We start from the raw sequence: 17,248 nt of genomic DNA, 5'->3' as shown, positions 1-17,248 counted from the left end.
CATGCATGACGACAGCGTCAACGTAGAAGCCCGTCTCATCCGGTTCGTGCGGGAGCGGCTGGTGCCGGCCGTGCACCGCGCCGCGGTGCCCCTCACCGTCACCGCCTGGGGCGTTCCGGGCCCGGTGACGGATGCCCTGGTTCCCTTCTCCGAGGCTGTTCGCCAGCCGTTCACGTCGTTCGGTGCGGGCGAGTCGTGGGGCCGCCCGTGGGGAACAGTGTGGTTCCACGTCACGGGAACGGTGCCCGAGGAATGGGCAGCACTGGCCGATGCCGATGCCGATGCCGATGCCGATGCCGGGCCCGCTTCCGAAGTCGTCGTGGAAGTGCTGATCGACCTCGGTTTCAGCCTCGGAGCACCGGGGTTCCAGGCCGAGGGGCTGGTCTATTCCGCCGACGGCACGATCATCAAGGGGCTCGAGTCGCTCAATCGTTCGGTGCCGATCACCGGCCGCACAGTCGACCTCTACGTCGAGGCCGCCGCGACCCCGAACATCGCAGCGGACTTCAGCTTCACGCCGACCGCTCTCGGCGACCCGGCGACCGCCGGCGACGAGCCCCTCTACGTGCTGCGGCAGGCTGATGTGGCCCTGCGCGACGTGCCGGTGTGGCAGCTGCTGCAGGATGTCTGGACCCTCGACGGCCTGCGCCGCGAACTGCCGAAGGCTTCGCCGCGGCGCGCGAACCTGCTGCGCGCCCTCGAGCGCTGCGCCGACCTGGTCGACCCGCACGACGTCTCGGGTACGGCCCCCGCCGGTCGGGCGGCCCTCGCCGACGTTCTCGCGAGCCCCGCGAGTCGCAGCGCCCACCGGGTTCACGCCGTCGGTCACGCGCACATTGACAGCGCCTGGCTCTGGCCGACCCGGGAGACCGTGCGGAAGGTTGCCCGCACCTTCTCCAACGTGCTCGCCCTCATCGACAGCAATCCCGGGTTCGTCTTCGCGGCCTCGTCCGCGCAGCAGTACGCGTGGCTGAAAGAGCACTACCCGACCCTGTTCGAGCGGGTGCGAGCGGCCGTCGCGAGCGGCGTGTTCGTACCGGCCGGAGGCATGTGGGTCGAGTCCGACACCAACATGCCTGGCGGGGAATCCCTCGCCCGCCAGTTCATCCACGGCAAGGCATTCTTCCTGCGGGAGTTCGGTGTCGAGCCGCTCGATGTCTGGCTGCCCGACTCCTTCGGCTACTCGGCCGCGCTGCCGCAGATCGTGCGGGCCGCCGGCTCGCACTGGTTTCTCACCCAAAAACTGTCGTGGAACGACACGAATCGGTTTCCGCACCACACCTTTCTTTGGGAAGGTATCGACGGCTCCCTACTGTTCACGCATTTTCCACCGGTCGCCGACTACAACGCCCAGCTGTCCGGGCTTGAGCTGGCCCGGGCCGAGCGCCTGTTCGCCGAGAAAGGCCACGCGAACACCTCGCTCGTGCCGTTCGGCTGGGGCGACGGCGGGGGAGGCCCGACCGAGGAGATGCTCGCCGCGGCTGCCCGTACGGCCGACCTCGAGGGCTCTCCGACCGTGCAGTTGTCGAGCCCGGAGCGGTTCTTCACGGCGGCGGAGGCCGAGTACGAGCATCCGCCGGTCTGGTCGGGGGAGCTCTACCTTGAGTTTCACCGCGGAACCTACAGCGGCCAGGCCCGCACCAAACGGGGCCATCGCCGTAGCGAACATCTGCTGCGCGAGGCCGAACTCTGGGCGGCGACCGCGACCGTGCGCACCGGCGCCGAGTACCCGCGCGACGGGCTCGAGCGGGCGTGGCAAACCGTGCTGCTCGGCCAATTCCACGACATCCTGCCGGGCTCGTCGATCGCGTGGGTGCACCAAGAGGCCGAGCGACAGTACGCGGCCGTCGAGCGGATGCTCACCCCCCTCATCGAGAACGCCGTGCGCGCCCTGGCCGGGACCGGCCAGAGCACGGCCCTGCTGAATTCCGGCCCTTACCCGTTGAACGGGGTGCCCGCGCTCGGTGCCGCCGCCGGCACCAGCGTTTCGGCCGGCAATGGTGCCCGCGCTGGCGCGGGCCCAGCCTACGGCCCGAGCACCGCCGGTGGCGGCAACGGGGCTACGACGCAGCACCCGCCAGCCACCATCGAGTCCACTCCGGTTGGCCTCATTCTGCGCAACGCCCACGTCGCCGTCACGATCGACACAGATGGGTTGTTCGCCTCCTTGCTCGACCTGCACGCTTACCGCGAACTCGTCCCCGAAGGTGCCCGCGGCAATGTCCTGCAGCTCTATCGGGATACCCCGAACCAGTGGGATGCGTGGGACATCGATGCCCACTACCGCCACACGGTGACCGACCTCACGGCCGCGGAGTCCGTCGAGCCGGTCGACACGGGGCATCCACTGGCCGCCGCCGTGCGCATCACCCGCCGCTTCGGGGAGTCGACCGTCGTCGAAACGGTGACCCTCGAAGCCGACAGCCGTGCCGTCGACCTGCACTTCGCGATCGACTGGCACGAGCGCCAGAAGCTGCTGAAGCTCACCTTTCCGCTCGACGTGCTCGCCGAGCGGGCGGCGAGTGAGATTCAGTTCGGGCACGTGTTTCGGCCCACGCATGTCAACACCTCCTGGGACGCTGCCCGGTTCGAGACCGTCGCGCACCGCTGGGTGCACGTCGGCGAGCCCGGCTACGGGGTGTCGATCGCCAACGACGCCGTCTACGGGCACTCGATCTTTCGGGCGCAGGCCCCGCAGCCGGATGCCCGACCCACGACAACGGTGCAGCTCTCACTCCTGCGCGCGCCGCTCTATCCCGACCCGGGCGCCGACCGGGGCGCGCACGAGTTTCGGGTGGCGGTGCGCATTGGTGCGACGATCGCGGATGCCGTCGCTGAGGGTTACCGGCTCAACTTGCCCCTGCGGGAGGTCGCCGGCGTCGGCTCCACCGAGATTGTGCCGCTGCTGCAGGTCGACAACCCGGCCGTCGTCGTCGAGGCGGTCAAGCTCGCCGAAGACGGCGGCGGCGACGTGGTGGTGCGGCTCTACGAGGCGCACGGTTCACGGTCCCGGGCCCGGGTCACCCGCACATTTGAGGCAGCGGATGCCCACGAAACCGACCTGCTCGAACGCCCGCTTCCCCGCCCGGTCGCGCTCCAAGCCCAGCTGGGCGCCGACCTCACGCTCGAGTTGCGCCCCTTCCAGCTCGTCACCCTGCGCTACCCCCGCGCAAACCGGCCGTAGAAGCCCTGAAGCTTTCCTAAGCTTTTGTGGCGGATGCGGTGGCGGCCGTAGACGCGGCGGCGGGGACGCGCAACACAGGCAGCAGTAGCGGTAGCGACGAAAGAGTCCGCGCAGGGGGCGGCAGAGGCAGCAGATATGGCAGATGCGGCGCGATGCAGAAGGCGGCCGAAGAAGGCGGCGGCAGCTCAGGGGGTCTGCCAAGCGGGAGGCGGCAGATGCGGCAGCTGCGGAAGCGGCGGCGGCGGCAGCAGGCGGCGGTAAGTGCGGCAGATACGACAGGGCAGGAGGGCAGCCGGCGGCAGTGGCGGCGGTAGCGCAGGAGACGGCAGTAACGCAGGAGACGGCAGTAACGCAGGAGATGGCAGTGGCGAAATGGCCGTTGCCGCGGACGAGGGACGGCCGCCGCCGGGGCTCTGTCGGGACATCGCCTCAGGGATTTCACTGATTTCACTGATTTCAGTGATTTCAGTGATTTCAGTGATCTAGGTGATCTAGGGGATCCCGTTGGAAGGGTGATGTGAGGTGGAGTGCGGTCTTGCTCAGCAGTCGGATTGGGGTGTGGTTGGGGTCTGCTTGTGTGGGTGGGATGAGCCAGTATTCGTGGCCGGTTCCGTCGGGGGTGGTGGTGCGGGTGATGGTCCAGCCGTCGTTGTGGAGGCGGAGGTGGCAGGGTTTGCAGAGGAGGATGCCGTCGTCGATGTTGGTGTGGCCGTTGTTGCCGGCCCAGCCGTGGAGGTGGTGGGTTTCTGTCCAGCTGGGGGGCCTGTGGCAGTTGGGGATCATGCAGCCGCCGTCGCGGATGGCGAGGGCGGCGCGTTGGGTGGCGGTGAAGAGTCGTTGGGTGCGGCCGACGTCGAGGGGTTGGCCGGTGGTGGTGAAGAGGATGGGGGTGAAGCCGCCGATGCAGATGAGTCGGGCGATGGTGGCTTCGGGTGCGGGGTTGATGGTGCCTTCGAGGAGCCCGTCATTCAGTCCCCAGGTGAGGTTTTGGCTGCTCGTCGCTTTGTCTTTGGCAAAGTACGTGCCGCCGCCGGGTAAGAGCAGTCCATTGTCGGCGCGGGTGCCGCCGGTATCGGTGGTGGTGGGGACCGCGGTGGTCCTGGGGAGATCTGTGGCGTCTGCGACAGCGGAGATATTGGTGTCGGCGGTGTCGGCGGTGTCGGCGGTGTCGGCGGTGTCGGTGGTGTCGGTGGTGCCCGTCTCGTTGGTGGCCGGGCTCTTGGTGGTGCTGGTGCTGGTGGTGCGGATGCCGGTGGTGCCGGTGCCGGTGCCGGTGTCGGGGGTGGGGGCCGTGTCCGTGTTGCCCGCTGTGGTGTCAGCGTCGTCGGGGACGACGAAGACGGCTTTGACGCTGGGCCCGACGGGTCCGAAGACCGTGCCGGGGTCGGCTTTCGCGGCGACTTCGAGGGCTTCGATCAGGGACTCGGCGGCGATCTGGTCGGTGGAGCGGGGGTCGTCGATGATGCTCTGCGCGCGGGCTTTGGCGCCTTCTTCGGTGAAGCGGGGGCCGCCGAGGCGGGGGCCGACGACCTGAAGCAGGAATGACCGCATGAACTGGCCGTTTTCGGGGTCGAGGAGGAATTCGCCGTGGAGCATGCCGTCGGGTCGGTCGTTGACTCTCAGGTATTGCCGGGCGCGCATGGCGTCGGCGCGACTGGCGATGCCGTTGGTGTCGATGCGGTCGCGCATGAGGCGGGCCGCTTGCGAGGCCCGGTCGGCGTTCAGGCTGGCGCATTCGGGGATCAGCACGATCAGCGCTGCGCGAAGCATGTCCGAGGTGACGCCGATCGCGGGTTCGCCCAGGCCGCGCCGGATGGCCGTGGCGGCCTCGACCGTGAACACGCCCTGCGCGACGGCCTCGCCGAGCGGAGCGAACCACGGCTGGTCAACCTCGACGGGCGGGAGGTCAGGGAACTCGAGTGCCAGGGCGTCGGCATCTTTCTGGCGCTCGCGGGCGGTTTCGGTCGCGGCGGCGAGTGTGCCGGCCTCGATCAGCTTTCGGGCGTCGGCTTTGGTGCCGCCTCCGCCGCCACCGAGGCTCTGCACGAACTCTTCCGGGCTGTTGAAGCCGTGCCGGCGGGCCAGGCCCTCGCGGCCGAGCGTGTAATCGGAACGAGCGCCGATGTTCGCCGCCGAGAGCGCCACGATCAGATTGACCCGGCGCTGGAACCCGGCGATCAGCCGGTGGGCCTGCTCGGACTGCTCATTCGAGAGCGACGTGAACGACGCAGCCGACAGCGCGGCCCGGTCCAAACACCGAGTCATGTCACTGAAGGTAGCTTCGAGGTTGTCCATGACCTCAGCGTTTCAGCAACCTCCGACATTATCGGAGCAAACCTCAGCTTCAGCGAAACTCCGTGCCGCACCCTACCTGTGGAGGGATCGCTTGCGAGTGACGTGGCTGTGGACTCAGTTGGTCCGTGCGACCTTCGCCAGGTAGACAGCCGGCCGCAGGGTGAGACGAGGCTCGGCAGCGAGGAGGCATCTGATGGCTGCGAGCTCGTCGAGGGCGGGGTCGATCCCCGCTTCATCGAGGATTCGGACTGCCCACGCGCGAGCGGGCGTCGGCGGCCCGGCGGCGGTCGACGTACCTCCGAATATCTTCTCGAGCCTGAGCCGGGGATCCACTCTGTCCCCAAAGATCTGTGCCAGGAATTCGCTCCGCATGGTCCGGTCCTCGACTCTCCAATTTGTGTGCCTGCTACCAGAGTAGAAATTGCGGACGCGCTGCGCATCCGCTGTGTGGGGGAGCGCACGGGTGGCGAACCGACGGAGGTGCCTGCAGGTCCCGGTGACGCGGGCGTTCGACGCCTTAGTGGCGGCGGCCGCAGATCAGGACGTTGACGCGTTCGTGGCGCTGTATGAGGACGACGTGATCGTCTGTGACTCGTGGGGACAGTGGGGATACGCCGGACAGGGCGCCTAGCGGGCGATGGTGATCGGCTGGTTCGGCGGCCTCGGCAGCGACACCGTGGAGGTGGTGTTTGCCGACGTGCAGGCATCCGTCGGTGCGGGCGTCGCATTCGGACATGCGGCCGTGACCTTTACCGGGAACTCCGCGCGCGGTGAGCGGCTGCGCTCCATGACGAATCGGATCACCGTCAACCTCGCCCAACGCGGGGGCGCCTGAAAGATCGTGCACGAATGATGCGGCGGCTTGATCGTGAAGACCTGCGCCTGGGCCGGTGGCTTCGGGATCCTGCCTAGGCCTCGTCGAGCGCTTCCACCGCAGCGGCCCCTGCACGCTCGGCGGCCTCGGCGGCCTCGGCGGCCTCGGCGAGTACGGCCTCGCGGGCAGCTCGGTCGAGAATTTCGCCCAGCGTCGGCCGCGCCACCTCGCGCTCGAGGATCTCCAGCAGATACGTGTTGAGAGATTTTCTGCGCGCGGCGGCTCGGGCTTTCAGAATCCGATGCGTCTCCTCCGGTACGTTTCTGATCTGAAACCCTGATCCCATGCAGGCAACGTAGCCCAGCTGCACTCTGGGCTCACGCAGCCCGCCGAGACGTCAAGAATTCGTAACCATCGGTTTCGGCCGAAAACAGGCAAGCAGTCACGGCGGAGGGTGCCACGTAGGCTTGGTCCATGACTGAGCTGCTGGCCGCCGGGCACGCCCGCGAACGGAGCCACTGATGCCGGCGTACGTGGCGCTGCTCCGCGGCATCAACGTGGGCGGCCGCAACCTGATCGGCATGCCCGCTCTCGCCGAGTGCTTCCGCGACGCGGGGTATCGCGGCGTGCGCACCTACATCCAGAGCGGTAACGTGCTGTTCACGGCGGATGCTGGTGCGGCGGATGCCGTGCGCGGCGCGGGGTTGGAAGACGCCGTCGAGCGGATGCTCACGGAGCGGTTCGAGATTCCGATCCTGGTCATCATCCGCTCGCGTGACGAATTCGCGGCGATCATCGCCGCCGCGCCGGCCAACCATGGGTCCGCGGAACTGCGCAGCGACGCCTACTTCCTTAAAGCTCCCCTGGACGCCGACGCGACATTCGCCGATCTGCCCGAACTCCGCGAGGGCGTGGATTCGGTGGCGCTCGGCCCCGGCGTGATCTACTTCTCCCGGGTGGCGGCCCTGGCCGGCAAGACCCGCATCACCCGCCTTATGCGCATGCCCATGTTCACGCAGATGACCGTGCGCAACTGGCGCACGACGACGAAACTGCTTGCGTTGCTCGACGAGAACGAGCCGGCCCACCCTTAAACGAGCAGCTGGTGCTTGGCGAGGTCCCGGTAGAGCGGCGTCGACGTGACGAGCTCCGAGTGGGTGCCGGTTCCCACGACCTTGCCGTGGTCGAGCACCACGATCTGGTCGCTGTCGACGACGGTCGACAGCCGGTGCGCGATGACGATGAGGGTGCGGTTTTCGGCGACGGCGTCGATCGCGGCCCGCATCAGCTGCTCGTTCGCCCCGTCAAGGCTGGAGGTGCTCTCGTCGAGCAGCAGAATCGGCGGCGCCGACAGCAACGCCCGGGCGATCGCGAGCCGCTGGCGTTCGCCACCGGAGAGCTTCACGCCCTGCTCGCCGACGGATGCCCCGAGCCCGGCCGGATCGCGCTCGAGCACCTCCCCGAGGTTCACCGCGTGCAAAACCGCGATGCACTCCTCGTCGGTCGCGTCGGGGGAGGCGAGGGTGAGGTTGTCGCGGATCGTGCCGGCGAGCACCGGGGCATCCTGCTCGACGTAGCCGATCTGCGAGCGCAGCGCGGTGCGGTCGAGGGCGCGGATGTCCAGCCCGCCGAGCCGCACCGTGCCGGCGCTGGCATCGTAGAAACGTTCAATCAGCGCCAGGATCGTGCTCTTGCCGGCGCCCGACGGGCCGACGAGCGCGGTGCGCAGGCCGCGCGGGGCACTGAACGAGACGCCGTGCAGCACGGCGCGGCTCTCGGCGGGCTCATCGGCCGGCTCAGCCGAGTCGGGAGCAGCGGAGTCGGGAGCAGCCGAGTCGGGAGCAGCACCGGTGGCGACGGCCGCGCGGGAGCTGGCCGCGGCATCCGTCGTCGTATCGGAGGCATCGGTATCGGCTCCGGCAGTGGGCGCCACGGCGGCGGCGTACCCGAAGTGCACGTCATCGAACTCGATCGCCGGTTCTTCGGGGTTGACGGCATCGTTCGCGGCGCCGACGGTGATGGCGAGCGGCAGGATGTCACGGTCGAACTGGTCTTCGCTGGGCAGATCGATGATCTCCTGGATGCGGCCGAGCGCGCCGAGCGCGGAGTTGACCGAGGTGATCGCGCCGAAGGCCTGGCCGAGCGGCATGATCATCATGAACAGGAACAAAATGAACGCGACCAGATCGGCGATCTCGATGGCGCCGCTCGCGACGCGGAATCCGCCGACGCCGAGCACCACGAGAAACGACACCTGCATCGCGATGCCGGCGATCGGCACGACGAGGGCGCTGATCTTGGCGACCTTGATGCCCATCCGCCAGGCGCCACGGGCATCCTCTTCGATGACCGTGACTTCACGCTGCGTCGCGTTCGACGCGCGCACGGTGCGAATGGCGCTGATGGCACGTTCGACGCTCGCGGCGAGGTCACCGACCTTGGTCTGCGCGGCGAGGCTCGCCACTCGAATGCGCTTGGACAGCAGGGTGACTGTCACGACCGACACGGCGATCACGAGCACGGTCAGGCCGAGCAGCAGCGGGTCGATGATGAGCATCGCGATGAGTGCGCCGACGAAGGTGAGGCTGCCGCCGATCGCCTCCACGAGCCCCTGGGTGAGCACCGCGCGCAACAGGGTGGTGTCACTGCCGACGCGGGAGACGAGATCACCGGTACGGCGGGTGTCGAACTCGCTGATCGGCAGGCGCAGCAGGCGGCCGACGAGGCGGCGGCGGCTCGAGAGCACCACGCCCTCCCCGGTGCGCTGCAGCAGGTAGTGCTGGTATCCGCTGATCAGGCCGGAAATCACGACGAGCGCGATGAGGGCGCCGACGAGGGAGCCGAGCGGGTCGCCGTCGCCGACGAGGGTGATGACCTGGCTGACGAGCAGCGGCTGGGCGAGGCTCGCGGCCGCGCCGAGCACGCTGAGCACGATGACGACGCTGAGCACCTTCTTGTGCTCGAGCAGGTAGGGCATCAGTTGGCCGAAGGTGGCGCGCGGGCCGACGGGTTCGGGGCGCCCGCGCCGCCCGCCGCGGGCCGGCTTCGGCTTCGGCGGTGTCGGGGCAGCGGATGCGTCGGAAGCGCGTGCGCTTCGGGTAGCGGTAGTCACTGCCCAATCTTAACCGCCGGGAGCCGAGATGAGATGCGGCCGAAACACGACAGTCGGTGGGGCGGTCTAGGTTAGAACCGTGCCAGCGCCGGTCATCGCCACCCAGAATCTCGTCAAGAGCTATGCCGTCACGGGGTCGAAGGCCGCCAGAGGGTCGACGGACTTCGTGGCCGTCGACGGAATCAGCTTTGAGGTTGCCGCCGGGGAGTCCTTCGGGCTGCTCGGCCCGAACGGAGCCGGCAAGTCCACGACCATGCGCATGATCGGCGCGGTGTCGACCCGCACGAGCGGCGAGCTCAGCGTGCTCGGCCTCGACCCCAACCGGTACGGGCCGGAGATCCGCTCGCAACTCGGCGTCGTGCCGCAGGAGAACAACCTCGACACCGAGCTGAAGGTGCGCGAGAATCTGCTCGTCTACGGCCGCTACTTCGGCCTGCCGCGCGCCCAGGTCGCCCGCCGCGCCGACGAACTGCTCGAATTCGCCCAGCTCGAGGACAAAGCGAACGCGAAGGTCGACGACCTCTCCGGTGGCATGAAGCGTCGGCTGACCATCGCCCGGGCGCTCATCAACGAGCCGCGCATGATGCTGCTCGACGAGCCCACGACCGGACTTGACCCGCAGGCCCGCCATATTCTCTGGGACCGCCTGTTCCGCCTCAAGGAGCAGGGCACCACGCTGCTCGTCACCACCCACTACATGGACGAAGCCGAACAGCTCTGCGACCGCCTCGTCGTGGTCGACAAGGGCCGCATCATGGCCGAGGGATCGCCGGCGGACCTGATTCGCCGCTATTCCTCCCGCGAGGTGCTCGAGGTTCGGTTCGGTTCCACCCAGAACGCCGAGGTCGCCGAGCGCATCGCAGCGTTCGGGGAACGCGTCGAGGTGCTGCCCGACCGCATCCTGGTCTACAGCGACAGCGGGGAACGCGAGCTCGAGCGGATGTCCGCGGTCGGCCTGCACCCGATCACGAGCCTCGTGCGCCGCTCCAGCCTCGAAGACGTGTTTTTGCGCCTGACCGGCAGAAACCTGATCGAATGAGCGGCGCGCCCGAGCCAGGAGGAGCGGCCGGCGGCGCCGACGCGACCGAGCCGGCCGACGGCATCCGTGTGCCCGCCGCGTCTGCTGCCCGGTCCGAAACCGTGGCCGCGGCGGTCGCGCAGGCCGCGCGCACTCGCCGCTACGGCTCCTGGTACGTGGCCGAGCACCGGTTTCGGGTCATGCGCTCCTACGCGCAGACCGTGCTGTTCACCGCGATCGGCAACCCGATCGTCTACCTCTACGCGATGGGCGTGGGGCTCGCGACCCTCGTCGACGGCAACCTCGGCGCCGACGCCGTCAACGGGGTCAGCTACCTGGCCTTTCTCGCACCGGCACTGTTGGCCAGCAGCGCCATCTCGGTCGCCTCAGAAGAGTTCACCTATCCGATCATGCTCGGATTCAAGTGGAACCCGGTGTTCTTCGGCATGAATGCCAGCTCGATCCAGCCCCGGCAGATCATCAACGGAATCGTCATCTCCGTTGCCGCGCGCATGCTGCTGACCTGCGCCATCTACTACGCATTCATGCTGCTGTTCGGGGCGGTTCCGGGGCCGCTCGGTTTTGTCGCGGTGTTCGTCGCGCTGCTCACCGGCCTCGCCTTCGGCGCCGTGCTGATGGGGTACACCGCGACCCTGACCAACGACACCGGCCAGCTCGCCATGGTGCAGCGCTTCGTGATCCTGCCGATGACCCTGTTCTCGGGCACCTTCTTTCCACTCGACGTGCTGCCGGGCTACCTGCAGTGGATCGGCTGGATCTCCCCGCTCTGGCACGGCACCGAGCTGTCGCGGGTGTTCGCCTACGGCATGGCCGAGCCCATCTGGTTGAGCCTGGTGCACGTGGTCTACCTCGTCGTCCTGCTCGCGGCCGGCTGGATCTGGGCACGCCGCCTGACGCTGCGGCGGTTGAATATATGACCGCGGGCGAGCGCACGACGAACCCGAGCCTGGCACCATCGAGCGCGGCGGCATCGGCTGGCCCGCGCCCGTTTGGCGGTCTCTACGCGGGCAACGCGCGCAGCGTGATGGCACGAGGCTGGCGGGCGACCCGCAGCACCAACTGGCTCGTCGTGGTGAGCGGGTTCTTCGAGCCGATCTTCTACCTACTGTCGATGGGCCTCGGGCTCGGCGCGCTGATCGGCCAGGTGCAGACCGACGACGGCCAGAGCGTGCCCTATGCGGCCTTCATCGCGCCGGCGCTGCTCGCGGTCGCCGCGATGAACGGGGCGATCTACGACTCGACCTGGAACGTGTTCTTCAAGATGCAATTCGCCAGGCTCTACGAGGGCATGCTGTCGACTTCGCTCGGCCCGTTGGATGTCGCGCTCGGCGAGATCTCGCTCGCGCTCCTGCGCGGGCTCCTCTACGCGACCGGGTTTTTGGTGGTGATGCAGGCGCTCGGCCTCAACCTGTCGTGGTGGGCGTTGCTCGCGCTGCCGGCGGTGCTGCTGATCGCGTTCGGGTTTGCGAGCGTGGGCATGGCGGTCACGAGCTACATGAAGACGTTCCAGCAGATGGACTGGATCACCTTCGTGCTGCTGCCGATGTTCCTGTTCTCGGCTACGTTCTATCCGCTCAGCGTCTACCCACAGGGCATCCAGTGGGTGATCCAGGCGCTGCCGCTCTGGCACGGCGTTGAGCTCGTGCGCGGGCTGACGACCGGCATGGTCGACCTCGGCATGCTCTGGCACGTGCTCTACTACGCCGTGATGATCGTGATCGGGCTGGTCTTCACGACCCGGCGGCTGCGCGCCCTTTTCCTGGACTGAAGATTCTCGGCTGAACGCAGACGCTCCCCCTCGCAGATGGCGAGGGGGAGCGGATGCTGCAGGTGCGGAACCTTAGCGGTGCAGGTCGAGGTCCTTGGTCTCGCGGCTGAGGATCAGCGCGATCAGGGTGATGACGGCCATCACCGAGAGGTACACGCCGACCCAGAACGGGCTGCCCTCGCCGAGGGTCCACAGCCAGATCGCGATGAACGGCGCGACGGCTGCGCCGAGGATCGAGCTCATGTTGTAGGCGAAAGCGGAGCCGGTGTAGCGCACGCTGGTCGGGAAGAGCTCCGGCAGCAGGGCGCCCATCGGGCCGAAGGTCATGCCCATCAACGAGAAGCCGAGGATCAGGAAGAACATCACGCCGAAGAAACCGGCGCCGAGCAGCGGCACGAAGAGCAGGCCGAAGACGACGATGGCGATCGTCACGATGATGAGCGTCTTGCGGCGCCCGTGCTTGTCGGCCCAGGGGCCGGAGGCGAGGGTGAAGATTCCGAAGAACACCACGCCGAGGATCATCATCAGGATGAAGTTGTTGTAGCTGAATCCGAGGCCGGGCACCGGGGCATCCGTCGCCGCGCGGCCGTAGCCGAGGGTGAAGGTGGTCATCAGGTAGAACAGCACGTAGGTCGCGAGCATGATGAACGTGCCGAGGATGAGTTCGCGCCAGTTGGACTTGAACACGGCGGCGAGCGGCAGCTTTTCGACGCGCTTGGTCTTGACGACCTTGGTGAACGCTTCACTCTCGACGAGGCGCAGGCGCACCCAGAGGCCGACCATGACCATGACCGCGGAGAACAGGAACGGGATGCGCCAGGCCCACTCGAGGAACGCCTCGGAGGGGCGGGTCGGGTCGGTCGAGGGCAACGCGAGCGCGAGGCCGAGGAACAGTCCGTTGGCGATGATGAAACCGAGCGGGGCGCCGACCTGCGGGAAGGTGCCGTACCAGGCGCGCTTGCCGACCGGGGCGTTCTCGGTCGCGACGAGGGCCGCGCCGCTCCACTCGCCGCCGAGGGCGAAGCCCTGGGCCAGGCGCAGGATGACGAGCATGAACGGGGCCCACCAGCCGATCATCTGGTAGGTCGGCAGCAGGCCGATCAGGAACGTCGCGATGCCCATCGTGAGCAGCGCACCGACAAGGGTGGCCTTGCGGCCGTTGCGGTCACCGAAGTGGCCGAAGAACAGCGCGCCGATCGGGCGGGCGACCATCGCGGCACCGAAGACGGCGAAGGAGGCCAGCAGCGCGGTGGTCTCATTGCCGGTCGGAAAGAACAGGTGCGGAAAGACGAGTACGGCCGCGGTCGCGTAGACGTAGAAGTCGTAGAACTCGATGGTCGTGCCGATGAGGCTCGCCATGATGACGCGGCTCTTCGGATTGACGGGGGCGGCCGGGGCGCCGGCAGCGCCGGTCGGGGAGCCCGGCGTCGTCGCCGAGGTGGTGGGGGATGACATGGTCTCACAACTCCGTGTGTGCGTGCGCTGGTGCGGGCCACGGAATGCGAACGTCGATCAGACAGACAGGCTGGGGGTGTGGAACGCGAAAATGGACGGCCACTTGTGGAGGCCTTCCAGCACCTTACGCCCTCGGCACACAGCTCTGACCCCGTTACCGTCCCGCGAGTGAGCAGTTTTTGCACTTCCCGGGGCTGGGAAGTGCACTTTTTGCTCACTCGCGAGATTCGGGTAAGCGGATGCGGTGGGTCGGGTTAGCGCCAGAGCACCGCGATCACGACGTTGGCCAGGGTGAGGCCGCCGATCGACCACAACGCCCACGACGGCACCGTCGCCTTCTTGCGGTACACGATGACGAGGGCGGTGATGACGATGAGCACGAGCAGCTTCACGCCGATCTTGCCGTTGTCGATCGAGCCGAGCGCCGCCATCTGGATCACGCCGACCAAGGCGATGCCCGTCACGAGCTGGGTGAGGGCGCCGTGGAACATCGAGGTCACAATCGTGCCCTTGCCGGCGGCGATCGCCTTCGTCTGTACGAGGAACCCGCCCAGCAGGGAGGCGAGGCCGACGAAGTGCAGAATGAGCAGAATCTGACGCAAAAGTTCCATGCAGCCAGCCTATTGGCCCCGCGGAGCCCCGCGCACCGGCCGGGGCTAGTGCCCGGCGAGGCCGAGCAGCACCCGGGCGGTCGCAAGCGCCGCGCTCGCCGCTTCGGCGCCCTTGTCTTCCTTCGAGCCGGGCAGGCCGGCGCGGTCGAGGCCCTGCTGCTCGGTGTCGAGGGTCAGCACTCCGAAACCGACCGGCTTGCCGGCGTCGAGGGCGACGCGGGTGAGGCCATCGGTCGCCGCACTCGAGACGTACTCGAAGTGCGGGGTGCCGCCGCGAATGATGACGCCGAGCGCCACCACCGCGTCGGCCCCGTTGTCGAGGGCGACCTTGCAGGCGACCGGCAGCTCGAAGCTGCCCGGCACCCGCACGAGCGAGAATCGGGCACCGGATGCCTCGAGCACCCGGGTCGCTCCGGCGATCAGTCCGTCGGTGATCACGTCATGCCACATTCCGGCGACGATGACCACGGTGAGTCCGGTGCCGTCCACCTCAATCTCGGGTACGCCTTCAACGCTCATACGGTCTGTCCTTTCAAGCTGTCCTGGCCCTTAAGTATGTCTGCGGCGGCGAGGTGGTGACCCATCCGGTCCCGTTTAGCGGCGAGATAGCCCTCATTATGGCTGCCGACTCCGACAATGAGCGGCACTCGTTCGGTGACGCTCACGCCGCGGGCTTCGAGCTGGCGCACCTTCTCGGGGTTGTTGGTGAGCAGGCGCACCTCTGAGAGGCCGAGGTCTTCGAGGATGCTGGTCGCCGCGCTGTAGTCGCGGTTGTCGCCCGGCAGGCCGAGCGCGAGGTTCGCGTCGAGGGTGTCGAGGCCGTCCTCCTGCAGGGCGTAGGCGCGCAGCTTGTTGATGAGACCGATGCCGCGGCCCTCTTGGCCGCGCAGGTAGACGACCACGCCGCCCTCGGCCTGGATCGCCTCGAGGGAGGCGTCGAGCTGCGGCCCGCACTCGCACTTGAGCGAGCCGAAGACCTCGCCGGTGAGGCACTCCGAGTGCACCCGCACGAGCGCGCCGTTGACCGGGGTACCGGAGACGAGCGCGACGTGGTCGGCGCCGGTCATGCGGTCGCGGTAGGCGCGCACCTGAAAACTGCCGTGCCGGGTGGGCACGGTGGTTTCGACCTCGAAGTCGACGCGCGGGCTCTCCTGGATCGGGCTGATGGACGGCAGCGGTTCGTCGCCGTGGTTTTCGTTCAGGTAGACGATCAGGTCGGCGATGGTGATCACGTCGAGGCCTTCGCGCTCGCCGAGTTCGAGCAGGCCGGGCAGGCGCATCATCTCGCCGTCGTCAGCGACGATCTCGCAGATCGCGGCGACCGGCACGAGGCCGGCGAGCTTCATCAGGTCGACGGCCGCTTCGGTGTGGCCGCTGCGTTCGCGCACGCCGCCGTCGCGGGCGCGCAGCGGCAGGATGTGGCCGGGCCGGTGCAGGCTCGACGGCACCGACTCCGGGTTGGCCAGCACCCGCAGGGTGTGGGCGCGGTCGGCGGCGCTGATTCCGGTCGAGAGCCGGTCGGCGGCGTCGACGCTCACCGTGTAGTTGGTGCCGAGAGGGTCTTCGTTGTCGAGCACCATCACCGGCAGATCGAGCTGGTCGGCGATGTCGTTCGTCATCGGGGCGCAGACGAAGCCGGAGGAGACGCGGATGGTCCAGGCGAGCCATTCCTGGGTGGCGAGCTGGGCGCTGAGGATCACGTCACCCTCGTTCTCGCGGCCCTCATCGTCGGCGACGATGACCGGCCGGCCGAGCCGCAGTGACTCGAGTGCGGTGGGGATGTCGGTGAGGCTCATGATGCGCTCCTAGGTGTTGCAGGGATGGTGGGGCCGGTGGGGATGGTGGGGACAGCGTGTACGGCGGCGAGGGCCAGCATCCGCTCGACGTGGCGGGCGAGAATATCGGTCTCGAGGTTGACGTGGTCGCCGAGCATGAGGGCCCCGAGGGTGGTGGCGGTGAGGGTCTCGGGGATCAGGGAGACCTCGAACCACTGGGCGGGGGCATCCGCGGCGCTGATGTTGCTCACCGTGAGGGAGACGCCGTCGATCGCGATCGAGCCCTTGCCCACGACGAGCGGGGCCAATGCCGGGCTGAGGCTGAACCGCAGCACCCGCCACGCTTCGCCGGGCGTCACGCTCAGTACCTCGCTGGTGCCGTCGATGTGGCCCTGCACGATGTGGCCGCCGAGGCGGTCGCCGACGAGGGCGGCGCGTTCGAGGTTGACCGGCGACCCGGCGATCGCGTCGGAGAGGGTCGACATCGACAGGGTCTGGGCCATCACGTCGGCCGTGAAGGTGCTGTCGGTGCGGTCGACGACGGTCAGGCAGACGCCGTTCACGGCGATTGAGTCGCCGTGGCCGACCCCGTCGACGACGAGCGGGCCGCGCACGGTGAGCCGGGCGGCGTCGCTGGTGTGGTCGACGCGTTCGATGCGGCCGAGTTCTTCAATGATTCCGGTGAACATTCAGGCGCCCTTCGAGATGCGAGTGGAACTGGAACTGGGGGAGATTGGGCTCAGGGGCCGCGGCCGTGCCACGATGAGCACGTCGTCGCCGAGCTGCTCGAGGTGGTCGATGGCGAGGCGTCGCTGCCCGGTGATGGTCTCCACGCCGATGTCGCCGAGGGCGACTCGCGGCCCGCCGAGCAGCGTCGGGGCGAGGTAGACGAGGTACTCGTCGACGAGGCCGGCGGCGACGAACGCGCTCGCGAGCGTCGGTCCGCCCTCGATGAACACGCGACGGATGCCCCGGGCCGCCAGGTCCGCGAGCACCGCGGCGAGGTCGTCGGTCGCGTAAAAATGCGCGTCCCGCGGATGCCGCCGCACCGCGGCCGTGTCCGGGGTCGCCCGCCGGCCGACGACGACGGGGATCGGCTGGCTGGGCAGCAGCTCCCCGGCCGCGTCGCGGGCGGTGAGTGCGGGGTCGTCGGCGAGCACGGTGCCGGTGCCGACCAGGATCGCGTCGGCGGCGG

15 protein-coding genes are annotated in these 17,248 nt (G+C 68.4%); 6 read left to right on the top strand and 9 right to left on the bottom strand.

Features of this window, described 5'->3' with window-relative positions; genetic code table 11:
• The first annotated feature begins 1 nt into the window (after nt 1).
• Nucleotides 2–3,184 carry an alpha-mannosidase gene (locus tag D6T64_RS11630; RefSeq protein WP_119974845.1) on the top strand — a complete coding sequence of 1,061 codons (3,183 nt, stop codon included), beginning with the start codon at nt 2–4 and terminating at the stop codon, nt 3,182–3,184.
• Between the two features lie 474 nt (nt 3,185–3,658).
• On the opposite strand, the gene D6T64_RS11625 is transcribed toward D6T64_RS11630, so the two are convergent.
• Complete coding sequence (locus D6T64_RS11625; RefSeq protein ID WP_119974844.1) at nt 3,659–5,479, bottom strand: HNH endonuclease signature motif containing protein; 1,821 nt, start codon at nt 5,477–5,479, stop codon at nt 3,659–3,661.
• Between the two features lie 637 nt (nt 5,480–6,116).
• Here D6T64_RS11625 and D6T64_RS11610 point away from each other — a divergent pair.
• On the top strand, nt 6,117–6,314 hold the full coding sequence (locus D6T64_RS11610; protein ID WP_119974841.1) for a hypothetical protein: 198 nt from the start codon (nt 6,117–6,119) through the stop codon (nt 6,312–6,314).
• Nucleotides 6,315–6,387: 73 nt separating this feature from the next.
• On the opposite strand, the gene D6T64_RS11605 is transcribed toward D6T64_RS11610, so the two are convergent.
• On the bottom strand, nt 6,388–6,663 hold the full coding sequence (locus tag D6T64_RS11605) for a FitA-like ribbon-helix-helix domain-containing protein (RefSeq protein WP_199719148.1): 276 nt from the start codon (nt 6,661–6,663) through the stop codon (nt 6,388–6,390).
• Between the two features lie 151 nt (nt 6,664–6,814).
• Here D6T64_RS11605 and D6T64_RS11600 point away from each other — a divergent pair, with 151 nt between their 5' ends.
• Nucleotides 6,815–7,387 carry a DUF1697 domain-containing protein gene (locus tag D6T64_RS11600; RefSeq protein ID WP_119974840.1) on the top strand — a complete coding sequence of 191 codons (573 nt, stop codon included), beginning with the start codon at nt 6,815–6,817 and terminating at the stop codon, nt 7,385–7,387.
• On the opposite strand, the gene D6T64_RS11595 is transcribed toward D6T64_RS11600, so the two are convergent.
• Complete coding sequence (locus D6T64_RS11595; RefSeq protein WP_119974839.1) at nt 7,384–9,270, bottom strand: ABC transporter ATP-binding protein; 1,887 nt, start codon at nt 9,268–9,270, stop codon at nt 7,384–7,386. The genes D6T64_RS11600 and D6T64_RS11595 overlap by 4 nt on opposite strands.
• A gap of 214 nt (nt 9,271–9,484) precedes the next feature.
• Here D6T64_RS11595 and D6T64_RS11590 point away from each other — a divergent pair, with 214 nt between their 5' ends.
• The 3 genes from D6T64_RS11590 to D6T64_RS11580 are packed head-to-tail and all read left to right on the top strand — an operon-like array spanning nt 9,485 to nt 12,212.
• On the top strand, nt 9,485–10,444 hold the full coding sequence (locus D6T64_RS11590; RefSeq protein ID WP_119974838.1) for an ABC transporter ATP-binding protein: 960 nt from the start codon (nt 9,485–9,487) through the stop codon (nt 10,442–10,444).
• Entirely contained in the window at nt 10,441–11,361 is a 921-nt protein-coding gene (locus D6T64_RS11585) for an ABC transporter permease (protein ID WP_119974837.1), read from the top strand. Before D6T64_RS11590 ends, D6T64_RS11585 begins: the two co-directional genes overlap by 4 nt.
• Nucleotides 11,358–12,212, top strand: coding sequence for an ABC transporter permease (locus D6T64_RS11580; RefSeq protein WP_119974836.1), 855 nt, complete (start codon nt 11,358–11,360; stop codon nt 12,210–12,212). Before D6T64_RS11585 ends, D6T64_RS11580 begins: the two co-directional genes overlap by 4 nt.
• A 72-nt stretch (nt 12,213–12,284) precedes the next feature.
• On the opposite strand, the gene D6T64_RS11575 is transcribed toward D6T64_RS11580, so the two are convergent.
• From D6T64_RS11575 to D6T64_RS11550, 6 genes are all read right to left on the bottom strand, one after another.
• Entirely contained in the window at nt 12,285–13,667 is a 1,383-nt protein-coding gene (locus D6T64_RS11575) for an MFS transporter (protein WP_119974835.1), read from the bottom strand.
• Between the two features lie 254 nt (nt 13,668–13,921).
• Entirely contained in the window at nt 13,922–14,278 is a 357-nt protein-coding gene (locus tag D6T64_RS11570; protein WP_119974834.1) for a hypothetical protein, read from the bottom strand.
• Between the two features lie 45 nt (nt 14,279–14,323).
• Nucleotides 14,324–14,797: a 6,7-dimethyl-8-ribityllumazine synthase gene (ribH, locus tag D6T64_RS11565; protein ID WP_119974833.1), complete on the bottom strand. Its 474-nt coding sequence runs from the start codon at nt 14,795–14,797 to the stop codon at nt 14,324–14,326.
• Entirely contained in the window at nt 14,794–16,074 is a 1,281-nt protein-coding gene (ribA, locus tag D6T64_RS11560; protein WP_119974832.1) for a GTP cyclohydrolase II, read from the bottom strand. Before ribA ends, ribH begins: the two co-directional genes overlap by 4 nt.
• Nucleotides 16,071–16,742, bottom strand: coding sequence for a riboflavin synthase (locus D6T64_RS11555; protein WP_119974831.1), 672 nt, complete (start codon nt 16,740–16,742; stop codon nt 16,071–16,073). Before D6T64_RS11555 ends, ribA begins: the two co-directional genes overlap by 4 nt.
• The coding region (locus tag D6T64_RS11550) for a RibD family protein (protein ID WP_147364532.1) at nt 16,743–17,248 on the bottom strand (506 nt) is incomplete at its 5' end. It lies immediately after the preceding gene.

The sequence above is a fragment of the Cryobacterium melibiosiphilum genome, assembly GCF_003602235.1.
GTDB classification, from domain to species: Bacteria; Actinomycetota; Actinomycetes; order Actinomycetales; family Microbacteriaceae; genus Cryobacterium; species Cryobacterium melibiosiphilum.
This window is presented reverse-complemented; position numbering and strand designations above follow the sequence as displayed.

Excerpts from the sequence above, each read along its gene's own strand:
- D6T64_RS11630 (WP_119974845.1), top strand. The coding sequence starts at position 2 with ATGCATGACGACAGCGTCAACGTAGAAGCCCGTCTCATCCGGTTCGTG.
- D6T64_RS11625 (WP_119974844.1), bottom strand. The coding sequence starts at position 5,479 with ATGGACAACCTCGAAGCTACCTTCAGTGACATGACTCGGTGTTTGGAC.
- D6T64_RS11610 (WP_119974841.1), top strand. The coding sequence starts at position 6,117 with ATGGTGATCGGCTGGTTCGGCGGCCTCGGCAGCGACACCGTGGAGGTG.
- D6T64_RS11600 (WP_119974840.1), top strand. The coding sequence starts at position 6,815 with ATGCCGGCGTACGTGGCGCTGCTCCGCGGCATCAACGTGGGCGGCCGC.
- D6T64_RS11595 (WP_119974839.1), bottom strand. The coding sequence starts at position 9,270 with ATGCCCTACCTGCTCGAGCACAAGAAGGTGCTCAGCGTCGTCATCGTG.
- D6T64_RS11585 (WP_119974837.1), top strand. The coding sequence starts at position 10,441 with ATGAGCGGCGCGCCCGAGCCAGGAGGAGCGGCCGGCGGCGCCGACGCG.
- D6T64_RS11580 (WP_119974836.1), top strand. The coding sequence starts at position 11,358 with ATGACCGCGGGCGAGCGCACGACGAACCCGAGCCTGGCACCATCGAGC.
- D6T64_RS11575 (WP_119974835.1), bottom strand. The coding sequence starts at position 13,667 with ATGTCATCCCCCACCACCTCGGCGACGACGCCGGGCTCCCCGACCGGC.
- D6T64_RS11570 (WP_119974834.1), bottom strand. The coding sequence starts at position 14,278 with ATGGAACTTTTGCGTCAGATTCTGCTCATTCTGCACTTCGTCGGCCTC.
- ribH (WP_119974833.1), bottom strand. The coding sequence starts at position 14,797 with ATGAGCGTTGAAGGCGTACCCGAGATTGAGGTGGACGGCACCGGACTC.
- ribA (WP_119974832.1), bottom strand. The coding sequence starts at position 16,074 with ATGAGCCTCACCGACATCCCCACCGCACTCGAGTCACTGCGGCTCGGC.
- D6T64_RS11555 (WP_119974831.1), bottom strand. The coding sequence starts at position 16,742 with ATGTTCACCGGAATCATTGAAGAACTCGGCCGCATCGAACGCGTCGAC.